Raw genomic sequence first — 25,907 nt, 5'->3', positions numbered from 1 at the left:
ATGAGACTCACGCGCGTCATCGGCATCGGCGCGGGAATCGCGGTCGTGGCCGTCGCAGTCACCTCCGGAGTGACGGCCCTCGACGAGGAGGGCACCACCACGGTCACCGCGTACTTCGACCGGGTCACCGGCGTCTACGCCGGCTCCGACCTGCGCATCCTCGGCGTCAAGGTGGGCAGCGTCACCTCCGTCGAACCCCGCGGCAAGGAGGTCCGGGTCACCCTGCGCGTCGACAAGGACGTCAAGGTCCCCGAAGGAGCACACGCCGTACTCGTCGCCCCCAGTCTCGTCGCCGACCGGTACATCCAGCTCGCACCCGCCTACACCGGCGGCCAGACGCTCGCCGACGGCGCGGTGCTCCCCGCCGAGGGCAACGCAGCCCCCGTCGAGGTCGACCAGCTCTACGCGTCCATCACCGAACTCTCCACCGCCCTCGGTCCGGACGGCGCCAACGCCGACGGGGCGCTCGCCCGGCTGCTGGACACCGGCGCCAAGAACCTCGACGGCAACGGCAAGGCCATCGGCGACTCGATCGAGGAGTTCGGCAAGGCGACGAAGACCCTGGACAAGAGCAGCACGGACCTCTTCGACACCCTCTCCTACCTCCAGTCCTTCACCACCATGCTCAAGGAGAACGACGGCGAGGTCCGCTCCGCCGAACAGCAGCTGAGCTCCGTCACCGGCTTCCTCGCCGAGGACAAGGAGAACCTCAGCGCCGCACTGACCGAACTCGGCACCGCCCTCGGCCAGGTGAAGACCTTCATCGAGGACAACCGCGAGTCGCTCAAGGCCAATGTCGACGCCCTCGTCCCGCTCACCCAGATCCTCGTCGACCAGCGGGCCTCGCTCGCCGAATCGCTCGACACCCTGCCCAACACCGCCGGCAACCTCGTCAACGCGTACGACCCGGCCCACCGGACCCTGGACGGACGGGCCAACCTCAACGAGCTGAGCATGGGCGGCTACTTCCCGGACGTCCCGGCGACCGGCGGCACGGTCACCGGCAGCACCGCGTCCGGCAGCACGGCATCCGGCAGCGGCGGAACGAGCGCCCCCGGCGGCCTCGCCGCGGTGGACGACGCCCGCCGGAAGGAACTCCCCGTCCTGCCGCTGCCCGCCGTCGGCACCGTCTACGGCACCCCCGGGAAGGCGGCCGCCGGTACCGACGCGTCCGGTACCGAAGAGAAGGAGGCCGGCCGATGAGCAGGGCCGCGCACGGACCCAGAAGCAAGGTGATCGCCGGCACGGCCGCGGTGGCCGCGGTGGGCGTCGCCCTGGTGCTCGTCGTCACCCAGGTCGACGCACCGTCCTTCAGCGGGATCGAGCAGCTTCCGCTGCCCGGCGGCGCCGACCTCGGTGACCATCCGTACGAGATCACCGCCGAGTTCGCCGACGTACTCAGCCTCGCCCCGCAGTCCTCCGTCAAGGTCAACGACGTCGCGGTGGGCCGGGTGACCGACATCGCCGTCGGCCGCGGCGGCTGGACCGCGAAGGTCACCATGCGGATCAACGGCAACGTCGACCTCCCCGCCAACGCCTTCGCCCACCTCGAACAGTCCAGCCTCCTCGGCGAGAAGTTCGTCCAGCTCTCCCCGCCCACCGACGGCAAGGCCGAGGGTGCCCTCGCGAACGGCGACCGCATCCCGCTCGTCCGCACCAACCGCAACCCTGAGGTCGAAGAGGTCCTGGGCGCGCTCTCCCTGCTGCTCAACGGTGGCGGAGTCAGCCAGCTCAAGACCATCACCACCGAGCTGAACAAGGCACTCACCGGACAGCAGCCGGAGATCCGGTCGATGCTCCAGCGGGTCGACACCCTCGTCACCGACCTCGACGACCACAAGGAGGACATCACCCAGGCCCTCGACGGCGTCAACCGGCTGGCCACCACCCTCGCCACCCGCAAGCAGGACGTCGGCACCGTCCTCACCGGACTCAGCCCCGGCCTCAAGGTGCTGGAGGAGCAGCGCGGTCAGCTGATGACCATGCTGCGCTCGCTCGACACCCTGTCCACCGTCGCCGTCGACACGATCAACAAGAGCAAGGCCGACATGATCGCCGACCTCAAGGCCCTCGCGCCCACCCTCCAGGCGCTCGCCGACTCCGGCGACGCCCTGCCCGACTCCCTCCAGGTGCTCGCCACCTACCCGTTCACCGACGAGGTCCTGCGCGGGGTGAAGGGCGACTACCTCAACGTCTACCTGGACATGACGGCCGCCCCCGGCACCCGGATCATCCCGCCGTACGACCCCGACGCGCAGACCGCCCCGCCCACCCCGGCCGACCCGGCGGCAGAGACGGCGTCCCTCGCCTCCCTGCCCCTCCCGCTCCCCGCGGTGACCACGTCGAGCACCGGGAGCAACCGATGATCACCACGGCCATCCGCCTCAAGAACATCGCCTTCCTCGTGATCTCGGTGCTGGTCCTCGGCTTCCTCGGCGTCCGCTACGCCGACCTCGGGCACTACGTCGGGCTGCGCGACTACTACACCGTCACCGTGCAACTGCCGCAGACAGGTGGGCTGTTCACCCACTCCAACGTCACCTACCGGGGCGTGTCCGTGGGCCGGGTCGGCCCCATCGAACTGACCGACGAGGGCGTCGAAGCCGAACTGCGCATCGAGAACGACTCCCCGCCCATCCCCGACAGCCTCACCGCCGTCGTCGCCAACCTCTCCGCGGTCGGCGAGCAGTACATCGACCTGCGCCCCACCCGCTCCACCGGCCCGTTCCTCGGCAACGGCTCGGTCGTCGACCAGGCCGACACCACCATCCCCGCGCCGCCCACCGACGTACTCGTCAGCGTCAACGACCTGGCGTCCTCGGTGGACCTCGAATCGCTGCGTACCGTGGTCGACGAGTTCGGCACCGCCCTGGCCGGCCGGGGCGACGACCTCCAGGTCCTGCTGGACACCGGCAGCGAGTTCGTCGACGCCGCCGACAAGGCCCTCCCCGCCAACATCAAGCTGATGCGGGACGGCGAGACGGTGCTGCGCACCCAGGCCGAACAGGGCGAGGCGCTCAGAGGATTCGCGGACGGGGCGAAGGACCTGGCCGCCGAGCTGAGGGGGTCCGACAGCGACCTGCGCCGGCTGATCGCCGCCACCCCCGGCGCCGCGACCCAGCTCAGCGCGCTCATGCGCGATCTGGACCCGGGCTTCGGCGTGGTGGTCGCCAACCTCCTCACCACCTCCGAAGTCGCCGTCACCCGCCAGCGCGGCATCGAGGAACTGCTGGTGAAGCTGCCCGCCGTGGCCGCCGCCGGAGCGAGCGTGATCGACGAGGACGGCGCCCGGTTCGGCATGGCCGTCACCTTCTTCGAACCGCTGCCCTGCACGGCCGGATACGGTGAAACGGTCTACCGCAACGGCCTCGACACCTCTGCCGGCCCGGCGGTCAACACCGGTGCGCGCTGCACCGCTTCCCCCGGCACCGGTATCAACGTCCGCGGCTCGGCCAACGCCCCGAAGGGCGGCGCGGTCCCCGATCCGGTGAAGCCCGGCACCACCCTGACGGGCTCGACGACGGACACGGTCCTCCCCGGAGCACTGGCTTCCGAACCCGTCGCGGGCCCGTCCGCCACCATGGCCGGCCTGCTGGGTCTGGAGGGCGGGGAGTGAGCGCGCGGGCGAAGACCCTCACCGGCTGGGCGGCCCTGCTCGCCGCCGTACTCGTCTGCGCGCTGGGCGGCTGGTCGTACGCCGCCGCCCGGGGTGACGACTCCCTCGCGTACGCGAAGAGCCGGGACGCCGCCCTCGCCGCGGGCCGGAGCCAACTGGCCCGGCTGAACAGCATGGACGGCACCGACGCCGCACGGATCGACGCCGGGCTCGACGGCTGGCTGCGGGCCACCGCCGGCCCGCTCCACGACCAGCTGAAGAGCACCCGCACCGAGGACGCCGCCTCCTTCAGGACGGCCGGCACCAGCGCCCGCGGCACGGTCACGGACGCGGCGCTCACCGCCCTGGACGAACGCGGCGGTACGGCGGAGCTGATCGCCACCGTCGAGGTGAGGGTCACCCCGCGCACCGGTGCGGCCGGCACCGAACGCAAGCGGTTCGAGGCCGTCCTGGAGCGTACGGACGACGGCTGGAAGGTCAGGGCGCTCACCGCGATCCCGGTCGGAGCCGCCACATGAACGCGGCACGGGCGGGCGCGGCGACCACGCGCGACGACGGAGAGGCGGAGCACGTGAGCGGTGGCGCACAGGAGGTGGAGGAACGCCCCGCGGAGGCGTCCGGCCCGGAGGCGTCCGGCCCCGAGAAGCGGGCGACCCGCTCGCGGAGGTGGCGGGGTCTCGCGGCGGGTGTCCTGGCGGTTGCGCTGATCGCCGCCGGGACCGCGATGTTCGTGCGCGGGCAGCAGATGCGGGACACCCCCGCGACGGCCAACCGGGCGCTGACCGACACCGCCGCCACCGACCGGGTCACCGGTGACGTCAGCAGCGCGCTCGCCACGGTCTTCTCGTACGCGCCGGGCACCACCGCCGCGACCAAGACCGCCGCCCGACGTCTGCTGGCGGCCCGGGCGCTCCAGCAGTACGCGGCGCTCTTCGGCCAGGTCGAGAAGCAGGCGGCCGACCAGGAACTGACGCTCACCACGCACGTCGTACGCGCCGGGGTCACCCGGCTCACCGGCGACAGCGCGCACCTGCTGGTCTTCCTGGACCAGGTGTACGAGCGCGAGGGGAAGACCGCCACCACGGCGGCCGCGCAGCTCTCCGTCACGGCACGTCAACAGCACGGCGTCTGGCAGATCGTCGACATCACCTCCAGGTGACGGGACGAGCAGGGCAACACGGTGCCGGCCCGTCCACGGGCCGGCAGGGGAGAGGCAGCGATGGCACGGGCAGGCAAGACGACGCAGCTCAATCCGCTGGTGGGGGTGGCGCTCGCGCTGGCACTCGTCGCCGCGGTCGCGGCGGGCTGGGGCGGCTGGTCCTGGTACACGGCGGCGCACGACGACTCCGCCTCCTACGCACAGGCCCGTGACGACGCCCTCGCGGCGGGGGAACAGGCGGTGCAGAACATGAACACCCTCGACCACTCCCGACTGCGGGAAGGGCTGGACAGCTGGGAGGACTCCACGACCGGCGACCTCCACCAACAACTCGTCGACGGCCGTGACGCCTTCGTGAAGCAGATCGAGACGGCGAAGACGACGAGCACCGCCCAGGTGCTCTCCGGCGCCGTCACCGAACTCGACGAGCGGGCCGGCCGGGCGAGCCTCCTGGTCGCCCTGCGCGTCACCGTCACAGCGCCCGAGGGCGAACCGGCGGTGAAGGAGAGCCGGATGCTCGGCCAGGTCACCCGGACCTCCCAGGGGTGGAAGCTCAGCGCCCTCGGCCAGGCGCCGGTCGGCAACACCGCCGGCTGACACGCCGCCCCACCCCCGCCCCGCCCCGAGAGGAACTCCCGGACATGCCGACGACCCGTCACCTCCTGAACCGGCAGCGCAGGCTGGCCACCGTCGCCGCCGAGCGCGCCACACCCGCCGCCGCGACCGGCAAGGACGGTCGACCGGCAGCCACCGACGCGGAGCCCACCGACCCCGGCACCGACACGCACCCGGCCGCGGACACGGCGGACCCGGCCGCCGACGACGCGGACCCCGCGGCTGACGACACGGACCCGGCCGCCGACGACACCCCGGCCGAGGCGCACCGGCCCCGGCGCCCGCGTCCTGCCTTCCCGCGCATCGGCCTGCCCGCCCTCCTGTGCGTACTCACCGTGCTGCTCGGCATCTTCGCCGCCTGGGCGTTCACCTCCGCCGCCTCGCTGCGCGACGACCCGGGCCGCCGGAACAGCGCGCTCACCGACATCGCCCGCACCAGCGAGGTCAAGGGCCAGATCACCGAGGCGGTGGGCGCCGTCTTCTCGTACGACTACGCCTCCACGGAGAAATCCGACCGTGCGGCGAAGACCTACCTGACCGGCAAGGCGGTGCAGCAGCACCAGGAGATGCTCGCCGGGGTCCGGAAGCAGGCGCCCGCGCAGAAGCTCGTCCTCACCACGACCGTCACCGAGAGCGCGGTCGAACGACTCGACGGGGACCGGGCGCGGGTCCTCGTCTTCGCCGACCAGAGCAACACCCGTACCGGTGCCAAGGAGGAGACGACCTACGCGGCGGCCATGCTCGCGGTGGACGCCGTCCGCGAGGACGGCCGCTGGCGCATCGCGGCCATCGACACCTTCACCCAGTGACCCGGAGAGAGACGGACAGATGAGGTTCAACGGCTCCATGCGGCGCGGACTCACCGGCACGGCCACGGCCGTCGCCGCGATGGCCGCGCTCACCACCTCGCAGGCACCGGGCTTCCTGAGCGTCGCCCACCAGGACGAGGCGAGGAAAGCGGCCCCCGACGAGGTGCTCTGGACACAAGTCCCCAACGACGACTCCTACCACACCGAACTGCCGCCCCTGACGTCACCGGTACCGCCGCCCCTGCCGGTCCCGGCGGCGCCGGGCGCCAAGCAGAGCCCCGCCGTCGTCCGCGCCGGGGAAGCCCAGGCGGGAATCCCGTCCACGGTGCTCGCGGCGTACCGCAAGGCCGCGAGCACCGTCGCCCGGACCGACGGAGCCTGCCGGCTGCCGTGGCAACTCCTCGCCGCCATCGGCAAGGTGGAGTCCGGGCACGCCGCCGGCGGCAGGGTGGACAAGGCCGGCACGACGCTCTCCCCGATCCTGGGGCCCGTCCTGAACGGCGCCGGGTTCGCGAACATCGCGGACACCGACAACGGCGCGTACGACGGCGACGCCACCTTCGACCGGGCGGTCGGGCCGATGCAGTTCATCCCGTCCACCTGGGCCCACTGGGGCCAGGACGGCAACGGCGACGGGCGCCGGGATCCCGGCAACGTCCACGACGCGGCGCTCGCCGCCGGCCGCTACCTCTGCGCGGGGACCCGCGACCTCGCGGTCGCCGCCGACCTCGACCGCGCGATCCTCAGCTACAACCACTCGGACACCTACCTGCGCACGGTGCTGTCCTGGCTGGCGTACTACGGCAACGGCGCGCACCCGGTCCCGGACGGCCAGGGCCCGCTGCCCACCACCCCCGGCGCGGGCGGCCCCACCGCACCCTCGGCCCCGGTCGGCGGCGGCATCATCATCGGCCCGCAGCCCTCCCGCCCGCCCCTCACCCCCTCCCCGTCCGGCCCCGGTACGCCGCCCGGCCCGGGGACGACCCCCGACCCGGGCACCACGCCGGACCCGGGCACCACGCCCGACCCCGGAACGACCCCGGACCCGGGTACCACCCCGGACCCCGGCACGACCCCGGACCCCGGCACGACCCCGGACCCGGGCACGACCCCGGACCCGGGCACCACGCCCGACCCCGGAACCACCCCCGACCCGGGAACGACCCCGGACCCGGGCACCACCCCCGACCCCGACCCGACCGACACCGGCACGCCCGATCCGACGGACCCCGCCACCACGGAACCCACGGATCCGGCCACGACCGAACCCACCACCCCGGCGACGACCGAGCCCACCGCCCCGGCCACCACCGACCCGGCGCCCGGCTGCGCGGACCCGGCCACCGACCCCGGGGCCACCGGCGACCCGTGCGTCCCGGCGGCCGAGGCGGCCGCGGAGTAGCGGACCCGCGCTTCCCGGCGCCGCTGGTCGCGCTCACTCTCCGACGGACGAAGTGCCCCGCCTCCCGGCCTCCGCGACACGCCCCGGAAGGCGAGGCAGCGCCGGGGCGCGCGGCGGAACGGGCGGCCGGGCGGCGCACCACGGCGACCGGGACCCTCACCCCGGCGTACGCCGTCATGCGCGCGTGGCCGCCCGTCCGGCGTCCGCGTAGTGGTCAGGGAGAACGAATTCCACGGCTCTGCCCAGCCCTTCCGCATCCTCCGCCCCGGTCAGCCCTCGCCCACCCCCTGCGGCACGCGGACCGACTCCCGGGTGAACCGCCCCCACCGGAGCCGGGCCGGCCCCGACGTGCGCCGTGCGCCCGGCCCGGGATTGACCGGGCCGGGCGCACGCGCTGAACAGACCGCCGGCAGGGCCGGTCCACCGCCCCACGCGAGTGCGGTGCGCCCCGGGGCACGGGAAGCCCCCGGTGAGGCGGCGACCAGCCCTGTTCGGCGACCCACCTGTGCGCCGACCGGGCAGCGGGACCGGGACCGCCCGCGCCCGAAGCCCGCCGTGTGCGGGAACGGGGAGAATGAGTCCGGACACGCGGCGACGGCGGAAGACCCCGGGCACACAGCCGCGGGTGGAACGCGTAGCTTTACTGATCGGTCGGGGAAGAGTGGCAATCCGGGAGGCTGATGTGGAGCGGGACCGTCTGGGGCTCGCCGAGGTACTGGCACGTGCCGAGGAAGCCGCGCCGGTGGACTCACTCGACGTCGTCGCGAGCAACCTCCGGGACCGGTTCAACGCGCGCTACGTCTCCTTCCTCTTCGTGGACGTGGTCGGGCGCCGCCTGCTGCGGGTGAACGACACGGAGGGCATGCCGCAGGAGGACCGCGCCGCACAGGTGCCCCTGGCCGGCAGCGGCCTGTACGACGAGGTGCTGCGCTCCCAGAAGCTGGTGCAGGCGCCGCAGGGCGAGCTGGGTCTGTGGGTACTCGCGCCGGTGACCAACCGCGGTGACGCCATAGGCGTGCTGGAGCTGTTCCTCCCGGACGTCTCCGGGGACGTACTGGAGCAGGTGGAGGAGGCCGCGCACGCGCTGGCGTACATCATCGTCACCGACCGCCGCTTCACCGACCTGTACCACTGGGGCAACCGCACCACCACCGTCAGCCTGGCCGCCGAGATCCAGCGCCAGCTCCTGCCGTCGGCCTCCTCCGTCGAGGCCGGCCAGTTCACCCTGGCCGGTGCCCTCGTACCGGCGTCCGACATCGCCGGTGACACCTACGACTACAGCCTCGACAACGGCACGCTGCACCTGTCCGTCACCGACGCGATGGGCCACAACGTCGACGCCTCACTCATGGCCACCCTGTTGGTCAACGCCTCCCGGGGGGCCCGCCGCTCCGGTGCCGACCTCGCCGAGCAGGCCCGTCAGATCCACCGGGCCCTCCTCGACCACGGGAGACGGACCTTCGCCACGGGCCAGTTGCTGCGCGTCGCCCTGGACGGAAGCGGGGCGCAGATCGTCAACGCCGGTCACCCCGCGCCGTTCGTCCTGCGCGACGGCACGGTCAGGGCGGTGCCTCTCGCCGTCAACATGCCCTTCGGGGTGGTCCTGCAGGGCCCGTACCGCGTACAGGACGTCGATCTGCGTCCCGGGGACCGTCTCGTCTTCCACACGGACGGCATGCAGGAGCGCAGGGCGGCGACCGTCGACCTGCCCGGCCTGATGCGTGCGACCGCGGACGAGCACCCGCGCGAGGTCGTGCGCGCCATGGTCGAGGCGGTCGCCGAGGTGTACGGCGGCCGTCCTCCCGAGGACGACGCCACCGTCCTCTGCCTGGACTGGCACGGGCCCCGGACCGAGGAAGGCTGATCGCCCGGGCACCCCGCCCTCGCCTTCGACGGCACGAGAGGCACGGGTCTCAGTCCGTGCCCGACAGCACCGCGGAGAGGTCGTACCGCACCACCTCGGCCAACTGCGCGTAGGTGCACCCCGAGGGGTCGCGGTCGGGGCGCCACCGGCGGAACTGCGTGGTGTGGCGGAACCGGTCGCCCTCCATGTGGTCGTAGGCCACTTCGCAGACCCGCTCCGGGCGCAGTGGCACCCACGACATGTCCTTCTTCCCCGACCAGCGGCTGGGCGCCCCGGGCATCCGGGCGTTCCCGTGCGCCCCGGCATCGGTCCACGCGCCCCACGGGTGGTCCGAGGAGGCGGTCCGCAGCGGTTCCAGCTCGGTGACGAGCTCGGCCCGCCGCTTCATCGGGAAGGATGCGCAGACCCCCACGTGCTGGAGCGCCCCCTCGTCGTCGTAGAGCCCCAGCAGCAGCGAACCGACGACCGGGCCGCTCTTGTGCTCGCGGTATCCCGCGACCACGCAGTCGGCGGTCCGTTCGTGCTTGATCTTGAACATGGTGCGGGTGTCGGGCCGGTAGGGCAGAGCGAGCGGCTTGGCGACGATCCCGTCGAGCCCCGCGCCCTCGTACTGGTCGAACCACCGCTGCGCGGTCTCCCGGTCGGTGGTGGCCGGCGCGAGATGGACGGGGGGAGCCGCCCCGGCGAGCGCCGCCTCCAGAGCCGTCCGCCGCTCCGCCTGCGGGGTGCCTAGCAGCGAGCGGTCGTCCAGGGCCAGGACGTCGAAGACGACCAGGGAGGCCGGGGTCCGCTCGGCGAGCAGCCGCACCCGGGACTCGGCGGGGTGGATCCGCTCGCTGAGCCGGTCGAAGTCCAGGCGCCCGTCGTGCGCGAGCACGATCTCCCCGTCGATCACGCAGCGCGGCGGCAGCGACGCGCGCACCGCCGGGAGGAGTTCGGGGAAGTAGCGGGTGAGCGGCTTGCCCGTACGGCTGCCGATCTCCACCTCGTCGCCGTCCCGGTACACGAGTGCGCGGAAGCCGTCCCACTTCGCCTCGTACTGCATGCCCGGCGGGATCGCGGGGACGGACTTGGCGAGCATCGGCTTCACGGGCGGCATCACCGGCAGGTCCATGGCCCGATTCTGCGCGAAGGACCACCGCCCGTCCTTCGATGTGCGGCATTTGTGCGCCCCGCCTACGGTGGCCGACATGGGAGCTGCGGTGGAACTCGACGTGGACGGGCAGCCGGTACGGCTGTCCAACCCGGACAAGGTGTACTTCCCGGAGAAGGGCTACACCAAGAGGGACGTGGCGGAGTACTTCCTCGCCGTCGGCGACGGCATCACCCGCGCCCTGCGCGACCGGCCCACCACCCTCCAGCGCTTCGTCGACGGCGTGGAGGGCGAGTTCTTCTACCAGAAGCGGGCGCCGAAGAACGTGCCCGACTGGATCCCCACCACCCGCATCTCCTTCCCCAGCGGCCGGCACGCCGACGAGATCTGCCCGGCCGGCCTCGCCGCCGTGCTCTGGGCCGCCAACCTCGGCACCCTCACCTTCCACCCCTGGCCGGTACGGAGCACCGACACCGACCGCCCCGACGAACTGCGCATCGACCTCGACCCGCAGCCCGGCACCGACTACGCCGACGCGGTCGAGGCCGCCCACGAACTCCGCTCCGTCCTGGAGGAGCACGGGCTCCGCGGCTGGCCCAAGACGTCGGGCGGACGCGGCATCCACGTCTTCGCCCCGCTGGTCCCCGAGTGGAGCTTCACCGAGGTCCGGCGGGCCGCCATCGCGGTCGGACGCGAGCTGGAGAGACGGATGCCGGACCGGGTCACCACCGCCTGGTGGAAGGAGGAGCGCGGCGAGCGGATCTTCGTCGACTACAACCAGACGGCCCGCGACCGGACGATCGCCTCCGCCTACTCCGTACGCCCCTTCCCGCACGCCCCCGTCTCCGCCCCGCTGCGCTGGGAGGAGATCGACGACGCCGAGCCCCGCGACTTCGACATCAGGACCCTGCCGCAGCGGTACGCCAAGGTGGGTGACGTCCACGCCGACATGGACCAGCACGCCTTCCGCCTCGATCTGCTGCTCGAGCTCGCCGCCCGCGACGAGCGGGAACACGGCCACGGCGACCTGCCCTACCCGCCGGAGTACCCCAAGATGCCCGGCGAGCCCAAGCGTGTGCAGCCCAGCCGCGCCCGGTCGGACGACGAGCCGGCCGAGGGTTCCGGAGCCGGCGCGTGAGCGCCGAGCAGCCACCCACGGGGGACGGCGAGGACGGCCGCGGCGGCGCCGGCTCCGGGCACCCCCGGTCGCACGGCGCCCACGGCCGGCCCTCCACCCCGCGGGACACGTGGCGGGCCTTCAAGGACTCGCCGTACCTGGCCGCGACCGTGCTGGTGTTCATCCTCTCCGCCGCCGCGGGCTGTTTCGCCGGCTCGTACACCTACACCATGGCCAACCCCACCCCGCACCGGATCCCGGCGGCCCTGGTCGGCGAACCCGCCGCACCGCGCGGCGCCGCGTTCGTGGCGGGGATGGAGAAGGCCCTGGACGCCTCGCTGGTCCTCCACGAGTACGACACCCTCGCCGAGGCCGACGAGGCGCTCGAGGAACAGCGGGTCTTCACCATCCTGCGCGCCGGCGACGCCCGGGTGCGCCTCGACGTGGCGAGCGCCTCGGGTGCCACCGTGGCCCAGATCCTCGCCGAGGCGGGGGTCAAGGTGGGCAGGGCGGTCGGGGTGCCGGTCACCGTCCGGGACGTCAAACCGCTGCAGAAGGGCGACCCGCGGGGCCTGGCCCTCTTCTACATCTCGCTCGCCGCCGTCATCCTCGGCTTCGTCGGCGCCATCCAGCTCAGTGTCCACGCGCGCGCCCTGAACCCGGTGGAGCGCATCCTGTTCACCATCGCCTACTCCCTGCTGGGTGCGTTCTCCATCGCCGCCGTCGTGGACTGGGGGCTCGGGGCGGTTGACCTGCCCTTCGCCCAGTCGTGGCTGATCCTCGCGTTCACGATGTTCACCTCCGGCATGGTCTTCACCATGTTCAACACCCTCATGGGACGCTGGGCGATGCTCCCGACCTGGGGCGTCATGGTGCTGCTCGGCAACCCGTCGTCCGGCGGCGCCGTCTCCTGGCCGCTGCTGCCGTCCCTGCTCGGGCACATCGGCCGCTGGCTGCCCCCCGGCGCCTCGGTCAACGCCCAGCACACCGCCGTCTACTACCAGGGCCACCAGTTCGCCTTCCCCTACCTGGTGCTCGCCGCCTGGTCCCTCGTCTCCTGCGGCGTCTTCTGGACCTGGCGCCACCGCCACCCCGGCGGGCGGCCGAAGCCGGCCGAGCACGCGGCGGCCGACGGCTGACACCCTGTCGCTTCCGGCCGCCTCCCGGCGCGGGGGAGGTCAGCCGGGCGGCAGTGGTCAGCCGGGAGGGGAGGTCAGCCGGGCGGGGGAGAGGACGACAGGCGCAGCTGCTCCTCCTCCACGATGAGCCGGGCCAGCGCTCCGTCCGAGACGTCCACCGCCTCCGGCACCGCCTCCGCGACGTCACTGCGCCGCGCGTAGACGTCGAAGGCCCGGTCCTTGCGGGCCAGCAGCGCCATCATCCGCTGGTCGACACTGTCCGCCGTGAGCAACCGGTGCACCTGGACGGTGCGTATCTGCCCCATGCGGTGCGCGCGGGCCACGGCCTGGTGCTCCAGGGTGGGCTTGATCTGCGGTTCGCAGAGGATGACCACCGAAGCGGCCTGCATGTTCAGCCCGGTGCCGCCCGCCTGGATCTGGCTCAGCAGCACCGCATGACCGCGCGCCGCCCCGAAGGCGTCCACCAGATCCTGCCGGCGGGCCGCCGCGACATCCCCCGCGACCGGACCGAACACCGCGTCTCCCAGGGCCGCACGGACGGTCGCCAGCACTTCGCGGAAGTACGAGAAGACCACCACCTTGTGGCCGTTCCCGGCGGCCTCCGCGACGAGCTCCCGCAGCCGTGCCAGCTTCGCCGACGCCTCGGGCACCGCGTACGCCGCCCGGCGCATCCGCATGAAGTGGCCGTCGTCCACCGCCGCCCGGTAGGCCCGCAGGTCCGCCTCGCTGAACTCCACCCACTCGTCCGCCCGCACCAGCGCCGGGAGTTCGGTCAGCACGTCCTCCTGGTTGCGCCGCAGGTAGGCGGGGGCCACCGCACGGCGGAAGGCGTGCGAACCGGCGGCGCCGTGGGTCGGGTCGACCGGAGGCGCCAACTCCGGCCGCAGCAGCCGGATCAGGCTGCGGAACTCCGCCACCCGGTTCTCCATCGGGGTGCCGGTGAGGAAGAGGACGTGCTCCGCGCGGTCCGCCCACCCGGCCACCGCCCGCGACCGGCGGGTCGCGGGATTCTTCACGTAGTGCGCCTCGTCCACCACGACCATGGCCGGCCGCACCCCCGCCGCGTCCCCGTCCGGCAGGGCGTGCAGCGCGTCGAAGGTGGTGAGCGCGACCCCGCCCGAGTGCCGCCACTCGGCGAACGCGTCCAGCCGGTCGGGGCCGTGGACCGGCAGCACATCCAGCGTGGAACGGGCCCTGATCTCGCGCGTCCAGTTGATGAACACGCTCGCCGGGCACACCACCAGGAAGTGACGGGCGCCCCCGGCCGCCAGATGCGCGAGGGCCGCGATCGCCTGCACCGTCTTGCCCAGCCCCATCTCGTCGCCGAGCACCACCCGCTTCTGGGCGAGCGCGAACCTCGCCCCGAACGACTGGTAACCGCGCAGCGACACCCGCAACCGCGAGTCGTCGAGCCGCAGGCCGCGCACCCGGTCGGCGATCGTGGACGGCAGGAACCCCTCGGCGGCGTCCCGGTCCGGTCCGGTGCCCGACAACTCGGCGAGCAGGCCGTAGTACTCGGCCGACCGCGTCTCGAAGTCGACCCAGGCCGCCGCCTCCGGCTCGGGGGCCCGCAGCAGATCGACGCACACCTGGCCGAAGAGGAGCGGGAGCCCCTGACCATGGGCCTCCGCCAGCACCGCGCGTACGGTCTCCACCGCCGCCGCGACCCGGCCGCGCGCCTCCCGGCCGAGGAAGAGCGGCCGCAGCCGCCCCCGGGCCGGCGCCGCCTCCGCGACCGGTTCCTCCAGCCGTCCGATCAGCCGCAGCGCCGCCTTCCGGGCACGCGGCGCGTCGGGGCCCGCCCCCACCAGCCGGTGCAGCGCGACCACCAGTGCGCTGGTGGCGGGGTCCGGCGCATCCGCGTCGAGCCGCACCGAGACCGTGTCGCGCACCGCGTGCGCGAGCCGCTCGGCGGCGGCCAGCGCCTGGTCGGCGGTCTGCGCCCCGACGCCGGGCAGCCGTCTCAGCTCGTACCGGCTCGCCGCGTGCACCCGGCCGACCGTGCCGAAGCCGGCCTGCTCGAAGGCGGTGATGCGCAACCGCCCCTCCGTCACGTCCCGGAGCCGGGCGACCGGGATCGCGTCTAGCTCCCGGCCGACCAGGGAGCCGACGAGGGGATCGAGCACGGAGCGTACGGAGTCCAGCGCGCGGTCGTGGTCGGCGGGCACCGCACGGGCGGCCGCGAGGAGTGCGTCGGCCTCCGCGAGCAGCGGCCGGACCGCCTTGCCCGCGCCCGCCCCGGTGCCCTGTGACATGTGAGTCCCTCGTGTCCCGCCCTGCCCCGCCCGTCGCGCGCCACCGGGGCCCGCGAGGGGTTCCATGCTGCCACGCCGGGGCGGCCCGCCCCCTCACCGCCCCGGCGTCGCACCCCGCCCCGCGCGTCGCCCGCGCGCTCCGGGAGTTCCTCCTCCGGCCGGTCGTACGCGGACTGCGGCGCACGGCGGCCGGTGGCAGACTCGAACGGCCGGGGCCGTGCCCCCGGCACCGACAGCACGTGTACGACCCCTACGACGAGTCAAGCGGGGCGACAGCGGCCCCGCTGGAGGAGCGCAGCGCCATGCTCGACCCGACCTTCGTCCCGGGCGCGCCCAACTGGATCGACCTCGGCACCCCCGACCTCGACGGGGCCACCGCCTTCTACAGCGGGGTCTTCGGCTGGGAGCTGGTCCCCGGCGGTCCCGAGACCGGTGGCTACGGGACGTACACCCTGAACGGCCGGACCGTCGCAGGGGCGATGACCGTCACCGACGAACAGGCCAAGCCGACCTGGTCGGTGTACTTCCACTCGCCCGACGTGGACGCGACCGCCCGCGCGGTCGAAGAACGGGGCGGCAACGTCCCCTTCCCGCCGATGGACGTCCTGGACCACGGCCGGATGGGGGGCTTCACCGACCCCGCCGGCGCCTACTTCGGCACGTGGCAGCCCAAGCAGAACCCCGGACTCGGCGCCACCCAGGTGTACGGCACCTTCATCTGGGCCGAGCTCTACACCCAGGACGTGGCAGCGGCGAAGGCGTTCTACGGCGGCGTCTTCGGCTGGGACACCGAGACCACCGAGTATCCCGGCGGCACCTACACGATGATCCGCCCGTCCGGCGCCGAGGACGACGCGGACTTCTTCGGCGGACTGGTCGGCCTGGACGAGGTGCCCAGCGAGGCCGAGTCGGGACCGCACTGGCTGCCGTACTTCTGCGTGGGCGACGTGGACACGGTCCTGGGCGACGCCGTCCGGCTCGGCGGAGCGGTCACCCTGGGGCCGATGGACGTGCCGGACGTCGGTGTGACGGCCAACCTCACCGACCCGTACGGGGCCTCCTTCGCCGTCATCAAGCCCGCTCCCATGGGCTGAACCGGCCCTCCGCGCCCCGGATCCGGGCGTGGCCGGAAGTGGTCGTTCAACGGATGTTTATAAGCGGACGACATGCTGGGCGCATGCTGATCAACACCACCACCGAGGACGCGCTCGCCTGGCAGGAATCGGCCCTGTGCGCCCAGACCGGTCCCGAATTCTTCTTTCCCGCCCCGGGCAGTTCGACGCGAGAGGCGAAGCGGCTCTGCTTCGCCTGCGAGGGCCGGGTGGCATGCCTGGAGTACGCCCTCGCCAACGACGAGCGCTTCGGCGTCTGGGGAGGCCTCTCGGAGAACGAACGCGACCGGCTGCGCCGCGACGGCCGCGCGAGCGCCTGAGGATCCCGCCCTCGGGCGCCGGGCGCACCGGCGCTCCGGCACCGAGGAGGGGTCAGGCGGCCGGGATCCGGAAGGTCTTCCCGTACACCCGCCACTCGAGAGGTGTGGTGAGCCCGAAGTTCCCCGCGTCGAGGAACGCCTCCTGCATGGTGTCGATGCGGGTCGTGTCGCGCTCGGTCGGCTTCGCGAGGATCGCCTTCCGGCCCGCGTCCAGGAAGATGTCGAGGTACTCCTCCTCGTCACCGCCCTCGGTGACCGTGTCGGCCTCCGCCAGGGCCGCCTTCCGGATGCCGTAGAAGCCGGCCGCGTCGGTGTCCGGCCCGTGCAGCACCATCGCGTCGTAGTAGATGTACTGCCCGAGCGGGCCCAGCCCGTCGAGCTTCGCCTGCCGGACGGCCGGTTCGAAGTAGAGGCGGTCGCGGGTCTCCTCCTGCGCGGTGCGGAACGCCTCCTCCTGCGCGGCCTGCCGCCAGGCGTCGGTGAACCCCGGGTCCAGGCCCTCGTGCGACGCGGTGCCGTTCACCTCGCGCAGCGCCGGCAGGTACGGGGCGAGCGGATTGTCCGGGTGGTCGGCGGTGTAGCGCTGGACGAGATCCAGCATGTCGCTGGTGCCCGAGCAGAACCCGACGATCCCGGCGGTGTAGCCCGAGCCGTCACCGGTGTCCTCGATCGCGCCGTACCGGCTCCGCCAGTCGAGCGTGGAGCTGTCCGCGCTCGACACCAGCTCCGAGGCGATCTCCTTCGCCGCCGGATCGGCGAGCCCGGCGGGCAGCTTCGCGATCTCCGCGTCCTCGTCGGCACGCACGTCCGCAGCCGACTCGGCCGCCTGCTGACTGGCGTCGGCGGATGTCGGCTGACCCGTGTCGGAAGGCAGATCGTCCCCCCCGCCGGCTCCGAAGACCAGCGAGAGAACGACGATGACCGGGGCGCCGACGAGGGCGAGGCGTATGGCAGGTTTCACGCCGCACAGTGTAGGGCTCGCTCACAGGAAACCCACTGGCCAGCCCTGAGCCAGGACCGGTGGCCGGTGGGGACGCCCAGCTCGCCCCGGAGTCCCCTGCCCGCTCCGTTGCGCCCCCCGCCCCGCGACGGTCAGTGCGCTTCTCGTCCGCGAGCCGCACCCATACCTGCGGGTCCGGCACGTGGGACGCCGGGATGCGGGGGCGGTCCCGGGGACCACTCCTTCGTCCGGCCGAAGCCGTTCTCACCGGCACCGGCACCGGCACCGGCACCGGCACCGGCAAACCGGCCCGGGAGTGGTCCCGCGGGCGGCCCGGGAGCGGATCCGTCACGCGGACCGGACACGCCGGCGCCCGCCGACGGGAGCACGCGGGCACTCACGTCGGCGGGCGGGGGCAGGACCTCGGCGGGGCGGGGGCGGGGCCTCAGCGGCCGCGCGCCGCCATGCGGGCCCTGCGCGCCGCCAGCTTCTCGTCGAACTTCGACGCCTCGCTGTCGAGCCCGCCCATGAAGAGGCCGAGCTCCTCCTGCGCCTGCAGGCCCTCCGGGCCGAGCCCGTCGATCTCCAGGACCTTCAGGTAGCGCAGCACGGGCTGGATCACGTCGTCGTGGTGGATGCGCATGTTGTAGATCTCGCCGATCGCCATCTGCGCGGCGGCCCGCTCGAAGCCGGGCATGCCGTGCCCGGGCATCCGGAAGTTGACCACCACGTCGCGCACCGACTGCATGGTGAGGTCCGGGGCCAGCTCGAAGGCCGCGCCCAGGAGGTTCCGGTAGAAGACCATGTGGAGGTTCTCGTCGGTCGCGATGCGTGCCAGCATGCGGTCGCAGACCGGGTCACCGGACTGGTGGCCGGTGTTGCGGTGCGAGACGCGGGTCGCCAGCTCCTGGAAGGCGACGTACGCGACGGAGTGCAGCATCGAGTGCCGGTTGTCGGACTCGAAGCCCTCCGCCATGTGCGCCATGCGGAACTGCTCCAGCTTGTCCGGGTCGACCGCGCGGGAGGTGAGGAGGTAGTCCCGCATCACGATGCCGTGGCGGCCCTCCTCGGCCGTCCAGCGGTGCACCCAGGTGCCCCAGGCGCCGTCGCGGCCGAAGAGTGAGGCGATCTCGTGGTGGTAACTGGGGAGGTTGTCCTCGGTCAGCAGGTTCACCACGAGGGCGATCTTGCCGATGTCGGTGACCTTGGACTGGTCGGGTGCCCACGCCTCGCCGTCGTCGAAGACACCGGGGAAGTTCCGGCCGTCGGAGAACGGCACGTACTCGTGGGGCATCCAGTCCTTGGCGACCTTGAGATGCCGGTTGAGTTCCTTCTCCACCACCTCTTCCAACGCGTACAGCAGTTGCGCGTCGCTCCACGCCTTCGAACTGCCGAGATGGGGAGAGGTGATCGTCACAAGGGCTCCTGGGGACGGGAGATTTTACCTACGGCTTCGTAGGTTACGTGTCCGTAGGTTAAGCGCAGGTAAGTGCTCAGCCAAGCCTGGCCGGAGCCGGACCCACGCGCCGGGGCCTTCCGGGAGGGACTCCGGAGGGGGCGCGCCGGCACCGTGGTGCGGGCCGCCGACCGGCCGGGAGAGGCTCCGGTCAGTGGCTGTCGCCCAACAGCTGCTCCAGTCCACGGTCCAGGTCCAGGAAACGGTACTCGTCGCCCAGCGGTACCGACTCCTCCACCCGCTTCAGGAACCGGCGCAGCTCCGAGGTACGGACATGCACCATGGCGATGCCCTCGGCGGCGTGGAACTCCAGCGCGGTCCGCTCCCGCCCGAACGGCCGCACCCGTACGTCCCCGACTCCGGCGGGCGCGTCCACACCCCGCGCGAGGAGGTCCCGGGAGAACTCCCACGAGACGTCGCTGCCCTCCAGCGTGGCCCGGGCGGGGAACGCCATCCGGACGGCGAACGGATTCTCGCGGTCGTAACGCAGTGTGGCCGGCAGCGTCGCCATCCGCGGGACGGAGGCGACCATGCGGGCCTGTACGGACTGCTCGATGAGGCTGGACAAGACCTGCTCCCTCGCACGGCTGGACGAACGGACCCCGGCACTGGAGTAGACGACGGAACGTCGCGATCCGTGCACCGGCCCGGGGCGTGAGGTCCGTCACCGCCGACCTCCCCGGTGGTGATCCCCTGCCCGGTCACCGCTCACCCATCCCGCGCGGGTGGGCGGCGATGACCAGGCGCGATGGCGCCGGGGCCCACCCGGCCGCAGCAGGGCCGCGAAGGGCCGCGCGGCCCGGCCGCCACCCGGACAAGGCCCGCTAACAGCCCATCGACGGAGAGTCGTGACATCGGGGGACGCGCCGGGCCGGCCGGGCGCCGCCGCCGGTACGCGCCTCTGGCGGCCGGTCGGGACCGTGCCGGAGAACCACCGTGTCCGCGGGCGGTGAGGGTGGTGAACGCGCGGCACGTCGACGGAGGACGGCGCGGGAGAGCGGGTCCGCGTGGTGGGGCGGGCCCTTGGTGCCGCCGGCAGGAACGCCGGCAGCAGCGAGCGTCCTTCCCGATGCCCGCACCGCCGCGCCGCCCGTACCGACCGGACGCGGCACGGACCCCGCCGGGTCGGAGAGGGGCGCGTCCCGCGTGCCGCAGCGGCCGTCGGCGGGGCCCCGGGAGAGCGCCGCCGAGCGGGACGTGCCGAAACTCGTGAGGGTGCGGTCGTCGCGCCGTGCCACACTCCGGGGCATGTCCGTTCGATACCCAGCACCTCTGCGTCCCGGTGACCGCGTCGGCGTCACCTCTCCTTCCAGCGGGGTCCCGAAGGAGCTGCGTGCGCGCCTCGACGTGGCCGTGCGCGTCGTGGAGGCGCGGGGGTACGAGGTGGTCGTCGGCCGCTGCATGGACGGTGCCGGCCACGTCAGTGCCACCGCCGCCGACCGCGCCGCCGAACTGACGGAGATGCTGACGGACCCCGGCATCAGAGCGGTGGTGCCGCCCTGGGGCGGGGAGACCGCGATCGACCTGCTGCCCCTGCTCGACCGGGACCGGCTGCGTGACGCCGAGCCGACCTGGCTCGTCGGGTACTCCGACATGTCGACGATCATGGCGCCGCTCACCCTCCTCACCGGGGTGGCGACCCTGCACGGCAACAACCTGATGGACACGCCCTACCAGACGCCCGAGGGCCTCCTCTCGTGGCTCGACATCGCCGCCGCTCCGCAGGGGCACCGGTTCACCCAGAGACCGCCCGGCCGCCACCGCGCCACGGGCTGGGACGACTACGCCCTCCACCCCGAGGTCAGCGCGTACCGGCTCGACACGCCCGGCGGGTGGACCAGGCTGGACGGCGACGGTGACGTGGACGTCGAGGGACGCCTGATCGGGGGCTGCATCGAGACCCTGGTCAACATCGCGGGAACGCCCTACCTCGACCCGTCCGCCTTCGCACGGGCCGAGGCCCCCGACGGGCTCCTCGTCTACGTCGAAGCGTGCGGCGACGACGCCCTCACCATCTGCCGGAACCTGCACGGGATGCGGCTGGCCGGCTTCTTCGACGCGGCGAACGCGATCCTCGTCGGCAGGACGTCGGCGCCCGACGCACCCTCACTCACCCAGCACCAGGCCGTTCTGGACGCCCTCCGCACCCTGAACGTCCCGATCGTCGCCGACGTCGAGTGCGGGCACGTTCCGCCGTACCTGCCCCTCGTCAACGGAGCACGCGGCCGCGTGGTGCACACCCCGACGCGCAGTGAACTGGTCCAGACACTGGACTGAGGTTCCGCGCCGGGCGCCGCGTCCGCGAGCACGTGACGCCGGTCCCGCCAGTCGGTCGATCACCGCCGCACGCACCGACCCCCTACACTCACCCGCCATGACGACCTTCGCCGTGCCCGCCGATGCGGCCGAGGCACGTGCCGTCCAGAACCGGCTGCGTGATCTCGTGGTGGCCGAGGACTTCGGGCCGGCCCCCGGTTCCGGCCACGCCACCGGGGTGGACGTGGCCTACGACGACGAGCGGGACCTCGTGGTGGCGGCCGCCGTGGTGCTGGACGCCGCGACCCTCGACGTGGTCGCGGAGGCCACTGCCGTGGGCCGGGTCACCTTCCCGTACGTCCCCGGACTGCTGGCCTTCCGGGAGATCCCGACGGTGCTGGCCGCGCTGGAGTCGCTCTCGGCCGATCCCGGTCTCGTCGTCTGCGACGGGTACGGAGTGGCCCACCCCCGCCGGTTCGGCCTCGCCAGTCACCTCGGGGTGCTGACGGGTCTGCCGGTCATCGGGGTGGCCAAGAACCCGTTCACCTTCGCGTTCCAGCAGCCCGGCCCGAGGCGCGGCGACTCCTCCGCGCTGCGGGACGGTACGGAGGAGGTCGGACGGGCCCTGCGGACCAGGGACGGCACCAAGCCGGTCTTCGTCTCCTTGGGGCACCGCACCACGCTGGAGACCGCCTGCGCCCACACACTGGCGCTGACGCGGGAGTTCCGCCAGCCCGAGACCACCCGCAGGGCCGACGCGCTCTGCCGGCGCGCACTGCGGGAAGCGGCCGGCTGAACCGGCCGCCGCGGCAGTCCCCCCTCTCGCGCCTCCGCTCAGAGCCGGGCCGCCACCCGGAAGCCCAGCCCCGAGGCCCGTAGCCGCTCCAGCAGGGCATCGCCCATCGCCACTGCCGTCGTCACCTGGCCCGCGGTCTCCGGCAGATCGTCCAGGGCGAGACAGAGAGCGGCCTCGCCGAGCATCCGCGCCGTCTCGTCGTACCCCGGATCGCCGCCCGAGACCTCGGTGAAGACCCGTCGGCCGCCCCCCTCACCGACGAAGCGGACCGTGAACCGGCTCCGCTTGCGGCGGGCCTCGTCCGGCCCCTCACCCGCCCGGTAGCGGCCGGTCAGCCAGTTGCGGGCAGCGGGCAGTTGGGCCGCCGCGACGAGGGCCGCCGTGCCCGCCGTCCCGCCCAGTGCGACCGGCAGGTGTTTCACCGAGGCGAAGTGCCGGTAGCGGAAGTCGGGGCCGTAGCACTCCAGCGCGCGTGCCGAACGGCCCACGATCTGCGGGTCCACGGTCGGCAGCGGCAGCGCCCAGGTGCCGGTGGCCGCGCTGAAGTGCGGCGCCCCGAGCGGGGTGCGGACACGACGGCCGGTGAGCCGCGGCTCGCGCGCCCGGCGCTCCCGGGCGACGGCCAGCATCTGCCGGCCCCGGCCCATCGCGTTCACCGCCGAGGCGAACGTGCCCCCGGAGAAGACGGCACGGGTACGGACGAAGGCGTCGACGCGCAGCGGCACGCCCGCCGGCAACTGCCGGACGGTGAAGTACGCGCCGAGGTCGTGGGGCACCGAGTCGAAGCCGCAGGCATGCACCAGGCGCGCCCCGGTCTCCCGGGCGAGCGCGTCGTGGTCGAGCCAGGTCCGGTCGATGAACTCGGCCTCGCCGGTGAGGTCCAGATAGTCCGTACCCGCCCCGGCGCATGCCGCGACGAGGGCGTTCCCGTACGTCAGGAAGGGTCCGACGGTGGTGGCGACCGCCCTTGCGGAGAGGGCGAGTTCACGCAGTGCGCGGGGGTCGTCGGCGTCGGCGACGAGGAGCGCGGGCTCCGGTCGCCGCGGGTGGCCCGCGGCCAGTTCCGCGCGCAGCCGCTCCAGCTTGCCGCGACTGCGCCCGGCGAGCGCCCAGCGCACCCCTTCGGGAGCGTGCGCCGCCAGGTACGCGGCGGTCAGGGTGCCGACGAAGCCGGTGGCGCCGTACAGCACGACGTCGTAGGGGCGTTCCGATCCGTGATGCCTCTTCATGCGTGCCTCTTCCGGGGTGGTTCCGGGTGGTCGGCCGCCGAGGCCATCGGGTGGTGCGTGGCACTCGGTGCGGGACGGCGTGTGACGGTGCACCATGGGAAACGTCAAAACTAAGCGCTCGCTCGGCGAAAAGCCTTGTGCGGAGCGGCGGTCGTTCTTAGCATCGTCGATGTTACATCGGTTGTGTCATACCGCTGAGGGCTCGGGTCCTTCGTCCGGACAGGGCTGGGGAGCAGGGGTCCGGTGCCGGGGACCCGGGCCCCGGCGCGATCAGAAGGAGAGGCCCTGGATGACCGCGACCGGGAACGGTCCGCTGGCCGGTGTGCGGGTCGTGGAGCTGGCGGGCATCGGGCCCGGCCCGTTCGCCGCGATGCTGCTCGCCGACCTGGGCGCCGACGTGGTCCGGGTGGACCGGCCGGGCGGTGCCGTGCTCGGCATCGACCCCGCCCGCGACCTGACCAACCGCAACAAGCGCTCCGTCGTGCTCGACCTCAAGACCGGGGCGGGCGCGTCCGCCGTCCTCGCCCTGGTCGAACGCGCCGACATCCTGATCGAGGGGTACCGCCCCGGCGTCGCCGAACGGCTCGGAGTGGGCCCCGACGCCTGTCTCGGCCGCAACCCCCGGCTCGTCTACGGGCGGATGACGGGCTGGGGCCAGGAAGGGCCGCTCGCCCAGCGCGCCGGGCACGACATCTCCTACCTCGCGCCCACCGGCACCCTCTCCATGATCGGGCGCCCCGGCGAACCCCCCGCCGTCCCGGCCAACCTCCTCGGCGACTACGCGGGCGGCTCGCTCTACCTCGTGGTCGGCGTGCTGGCCGCCCTCCAGCACGCCCGGACCCCCGACGGCGGCGGCCAGGTCGTGGACGCCGCGATCGTCGACGGCGCCGCCCACCTCGCCACGATGATCCACGGCATGCTGGCGGCCGGCGCCTGGCAGGACCGGCGCGGCTCCAACCTCCTCGACGGCGGCTGCCCCTTCTACGGCACCTACGCCACCTCGGACGGCGAGGCCATGGCCGTCGGACCGCTGGAACAGCGGTTCTACGACGAGTTCAGCGCGCTCCTCGGCCTCCCCGACACGGTGCCCGACCGTGCGGACCTCGCCCGGTGGGAGGAGCTGCGCACCGCGGTCGCGGACCGCTTCCGTACGCGTACCCGTGCCGAGTGGACCGAGGTGTTCGCATCCACCGACGCCTGCGTCGCCCCGGTCCTCTCCCTGCGCGAAGCGCCGGCGCACCCGCACCTCGCGGCCCGCGCCACCTTCGTGGAGCACGCCGGGATCACCCAGCCCGCCCCCGCCCCGCGCTTCTCGGCCACCCCCACCGCCGTACGCACCGCCCCCGCCCTGCCCGGTACCGGCGCTCAGTCGGTGGCCGCGGAGTGGGGCGTGCCGGACCTGCTCGACGAGCGGCCGGAGGTGTCGCCGGATGAAGGGTGACCCCCGCGCACCGGCCGCCCGGAGACGACGCTCAGGCACCGCGGCCACCGGCACCGTGCCGGACCGGCCGGACCGCACCGACCCGACGCCACTCCAGGAGGCCCGGTGAACCGGCAGATCTTCGCCCCGGAACACGACGTGTTCCGTGAGACCGTCCGCACCTTCCTCGCCAAGGAGGTCCTCCCGCACTACGAACAGTGGGAGAACGACGGCATCGTCTCGCGCGAGGCGTGGCGCGCGGCGGGCCGGCAGGGGCTGCTCGGCCTCGCGGTCCCCGAGGAGTTCGGCGGCGGCGGCAACGACGACTTCCGCTACAGCGCCGTACTGGCTGAGGAGTTCACCCGGGCCGGGGTCAGCGGCCTCGCCCTCGGCCTCCACAACGACATCGTCGGCCCCTACCTCACCCGGCTCTCCACCCCCGAGCAGAAGCGGCGCTGGCTGCCGGGCTTCTGCTCCGGCGAGACCGTCACCGCCATCGCCATGACCGAACCGGGTGCCGGCTCGGACCTCCAGGGCATCCGGACCACCGCCGAGGACCGGGGCGACCACTGGCTCCTCAACGGCTCCAAGACCTTCATCTCCAACGGCATCCTCGCCGACCTGGTGGTCGTGGTCGCCCGCACCGCCCCCGAGGGTGGGGCCAAAGGGCTCTCCCTCCTGGTGGTCGAACGCGGCGCGGCCGGCTTCGAGCGCGGCCGCAACCTCGAGAAGATCGGCCAGAAGTCCCAGGACACCGCCGAACTCTTCTTCCATGACGTCCGGGTACCCAAGGAGAACCTCCTCGGCGAACTCCACGGCGGTTTCCTCCACCTGATGACCAACCTGGCCCAGGAGCGCATGGGCATCGCGGTCGCGGGCATCGCCGCCGCGGAACACCTGCTGGAGATCACCACCCGGTACGTCAAGGAGCGCGAGGCGTTCGGCCGTCCGCTCTCCAAGCTCCAGCACGTCCGCTTCGAGATCGCCGAGATGGCCACCGAGTGTGCCGTCACCCGCACCTTCCTCGACCGGTGCATTGTCGAGCACGCGGACGGCACGCTCGACGCGGTGCACGCCTCGATGGCCAAGTGGTGGGCGACCGAACTTCAGAAGCGGGTGGCCGACCGCTGTCTCCAACTGCACGGCGGGTACGGCTACATGGCGGAGTTCCCGGTGGCCAGGGCCTACACCGACGGCCGCATCCAGACCATCTACGGCGGGACGACCGAGATCATGAAGGAGATCATCGGCCGCTCCCTGCTCTCCTGAACCCGGACGCCCGCCCGCACCCCGGAACCCCGAGCACCTT

General features: G+C 73.2%; 23 protein-coding genes. 17 read left to right on the top strand and 6 right to left on the bottom strand.

Annotated features, from left to right (window positions below; translation table 11 throughout):
- The 9 genes from PZB77_RS03250 to PZB77_RS03210 all read left to right on the top strand — a co-directional run bounded on the left by PZB77_RS03250 (position 1) and on the right by PZB77_RS03210 (position 9,465).
- Positions 1–1,203 carry an MCE family protein gene (locus tag PZB77_RS03250; RefSeq protein ID WP_275490991.1) on the top strand — a complete coding sequence of 401 codons (1,203 nt, stop codon included), beginning with the start codon at positions 1–3 and terminating at the stop codon, positions 1,201–1,203.
- Complete coding sequence (locus tag PZB77_RS03245; protein ID WP_275490990.1) at positions 1,200–2,366, top strand: MCE family protein; 1,167 nt, start codon at positions 1,200–1,202, stop codon at positions 2,364–2,366. The genes PZB77_RS03250 and PZB77_RS03245 overlap by 4 nt, the downstream gene beginning before the upstream one ends.
- Positions 2,363–3,616, top strand: coding sequence for an MlaD family protein (locus tag PZB77_RS03240; RefSeq protein ID WP_275490989.1), 1,254 nt, complete (start codon positions 2,363–2,365; stop codon positions 3,614–3,616). Before PZB77_RS03245 ends, PZB77_RS03240 begins: the two co-directional genes overlap by 4 nt.
- Positions 3,613–4,134, top strand: a complete 522-nt coding sequence (locus PZB77_RS03235; RefSeq protein WP_275490988.1) for a hypothetical protein — start codon at positions 3,613–3,615, stop codon at positions 4,132–4,134. Before PZB77_RS03240 ends, PZB77_RS03235 begins: the two co-directional genes overlap by 4 nt.
- The gene (locus PZB77_RS03230) at positions 4,131–4,775 is read left to right on the top strand and encodes a hypothetical protein (RefSeq protein ID WP_275490987.1); all 645 of its coding nucleotides are present in this window, start codon (positions 4,131–4,133) and stop codon (positions 4,773–4,775) included. The genes PZB77_RS03235 and PZB77_RS03230 overlap by 4 nt, the downstream gene beginning before the upstream one ends.
- Before the next feature lie 60 nt (positions 4,776–4,835).
- On the top strand, positions 4,836–5,372 hold the full coding sequence (locus PZB77_RS03225) for a hypothetical protein (RefSeq protein ID WP_275490986.1): 537 nt from the start codon (positions 4,836–4,838) through the stop codon (positions 5,370–5,372).
- Positions 5,373–5,416: 44 nt separating this feature from the next.
- A complete protein-coding gene (locus tag PZB77_RS03220; RefSeq protein WP_275490985.1) occupies positions 5,417–6,199 on the top strand; it encodes a hypothetical protein in 783 nt (260 codons plus the stop codon).
- Positions 6,200–6,218: 19 nt separating this feature from the next.
- Positions 6,219–7,601 carry a lytic transglycosylase domain-containing protein gene (locus PZB77_RS03215; RefSeq protein WP_275490984.1) on the top strand — a complete coding sequence of 461 codons (1,383 nt, stop codon included), beginning with the start codon at positions 6,219–6,221 and terminating at the stop codon, positions 7,599–7,601.
- 682 nt (positions 7,602–8,283) lie between these two features.
- Positions 8,284–9,465, top strand: a complete 1,182-nt coding sequence (locus PZB77_RS03210; RefSeq protein ID WP_275495897.1) for a PP2C family protein-serine/threonine phosphatase — start codon at positions 8,284–8,286, stop codon at positions 9,463–9,465.
- Positions 9,466–9,514: 49 nt separating this feature from the next.
- Here the strand turns inward: PZB77_RS03210 and PZB77_RS03205 are convergent, their stop codons facing one another.
- Positions 9,515–10,579, bottom strand: a complete 1,065-nt coding sequence (locus PZB77_RS03205) for an ATP-dependent DNA ligase (RefSeq protein ID WP_275490983.1) — start codon at positions 10,577–10,579, stop codon at positions 9,515–9,517.
- 76 nt (positions 10,580–10,655) lie between these two features.
- On the opposite strand from PZB77_RS03205, the gene ligD reads away from it, so the two are divergent.
- Positions 10,656–11,696 (top strand): non-homologous end-joining DNA ligase, encoded by a 1,041-nt coding sequence (gene ligD / locus PZB77_RS03200; RefSeq protein WP_275490982.1) that lies wholly within the window; start codon positions 10,656–10,658, stop codon positions 11,694–11,696.
- Complete coding sequence (locus PZB77_RS03195) at positions 11,693–12,814, top strand: ABC transporter permease (RefSeq protein ID WP_275490981.1); 1,122 nt, start codon at positions 11,693–11,695, stop codon at positions 12,812–12,814. Before ligD ends, PZB77_RS03195 begins: the two co-directional genes overlap by 4 nt.
- 74 nt (positions 12,815–12,888) lie before the next feature.
- On the opposite strand, the gene PZB77_RS03190 is transcribed toward PZB77_RS03195, so the two are convergent.
- On the bottom strand, positions 12,889–15,069 hold the full coding sequence (locus PZB77_RS03190; RefSeq protein WP_275490980.1) for a DEAD/DEAH box helicase: 2,181 nt from the start codon (positions 15,067–15,069) through the stop codon (positions 12,889–12,891).
- 302 nt (positions 15,070–15,371) lie between these two features.
- On the opposite strand from PZB77_RS03190, the gene PZB77_RS03185 reads away from it, so the two are divergent.
- Together PZB77_RS03185 and PZB77_RS03180 are read left to right on the top strand one after the other, a co-directional pair.
- Positions 15,372–16,163: a VOC family protein gene (locus PZB77_RS03185; RefSeq protein ID WP_275495896.1), complete on the top strand. Its 792-nt coding sequence runs from the start codon at positions 15,372–15,374 to the stop codon at positions 16,161–16,163.
- 83 nt (positions 16,164–16,246) lie between these two features.
- Entirely contained in the window at positions 16,247–16,501 is a 255-nt protein-coding gene (locus tag PZB77_RS03180; protein WP_275490979.1) for a WhiB family transcriptional regulator, read from the top strand.
- Positions 16,502–16,553: 52 nt separating this feature from the next.
- Here PZB77_RS03180 and PZB77_RS03175 read toward each other — a convergent pair whose 3' ends face one another.
- From PZB77_RS03175 to PZB77_RS03165, 3 genes are all read right to left on the bottom strand, one after another.
- Entirely contained in the window at positions 16,554–17,462 is a 909-nt protein-coding gene (locus PZB77_RS03175) for a chitosanase (RefSeq protein WP_275490978.1), read from the bottom strand.
- A gap of 424 nt (positions 17,463–17,886) precedes the next feature.
- A complete protein-coding gene (locus PZB77_RS03170; protein ID WP_275490977.1) occupies positions 17,887–18,858 on the bottom strand; it encodes an acyl-ACP desaturase in 972 nt (323 codons plus the stop codon).
- A 190-nt stretch (positions 18,859–19,048) separates the two neighbouring features.
- Positions 19,049–19,465 (bottom strand): SsgA family sporulation/cell division regulator, encoded by a 417-nt coding sequence (locus PZB77_RS03165; protein WP_275490976.1) that lies wholly within the window; start codon positions 19,463–19,465, stop codon positions 19,049–19,051.
- A gap of 680 nt (positions 19,466–20,145) precedes the next feature.
- Here PZB77_RS03165 and PZB77_RS03160 point away from each other — a divergent pair.
- Positions 20,146–21,174, top strand: a complete 1,029-nt coding sequence (locus PZB77_RS03160) for a S66 peptidase family protein (RefSeq protein ID WP_275490975.1) — start codon at positions 20,146–20,148, stop codon at positions 21,172–21,174.
- Positions 21,175–21,271: 97 nt separating this feature from the next.
- The gene (locus tag PZB77_RS03155) at positions 21,272–21,949 is read left to right on the top strand and encodes an endonuclease V (protein WP_275490974.1); all 678 of its coding nucleotides are present in this window, start codon (positions 21,272–21,274) and stop codon (positions 21,947–21,949) included.
- Positions 21,950–21,987: 38 nt separating this feature from the next.
- Here PZB77_RS03155 and PZB77_RS03150 read toward each other — a convergent pair whose 3' ends face one another.
- Positions 21,988–23,178 (bottom strand): saccharopine dehydrogenase NADP-binding domain-containing protein, encoded by a 1,191-nt coding sequence (locus PZB77_RS03150; protein ID WP_275490973.1) that lies wholly within the window; start codon positions 23,176–23,178, stop codon positions 21,988–21,990.
- 289 nt (positions 23,179–23,467) lie between these two features.
- Between PZB77_RS03150 and PZB77_RS03145 the strand changes: the two genes are divergently transcribed.
- Both PZB77_RS03145 and PZB77_RS03140 read left to right on the top strand, forming a co-directional pair.
- Positions 23,468–24,619 (top strand): CaiB/BaiF CoA-transferase family protein, encoded by a 1,152-nt coding sequence (locus tag PZB77_RS03145; protein ID WP_275490972.1) that lies wholly within the window; start codon positions 23,468–23,470, stop codon positions 24,617–24,619.
- A gap of 105 nt (positions 24,620–24,724) precedes the next feature.
- On the top strand, positions 24,725–25,867 hold the full coding sequence (locus tag PZB77_RS03140; protein ID WP_275490971.1) for an acyl-CoA dehydrogenase family protein: 1,143 nt from the start codon (positions 24,725–24,727) through the stop codon (positions 25,865–25,867).
- Positions 25,868–25,907: the final 40 nt, after the last annotated feature.

Source organism: Streptomyces sp. AM 2-1-1 (assembly GCF_029167645.1).
Classification (GTDB): Bacteria; Actinomycetota; Actinomycetes; order Streptomycetales; family Streptomycetaceae; genus Streptomyces.
The sequence above is the reverse complement of the archived record's forward strand: the minus strand, read 5'-3'. Positions and strand labels throughout refer to the sequence as shown.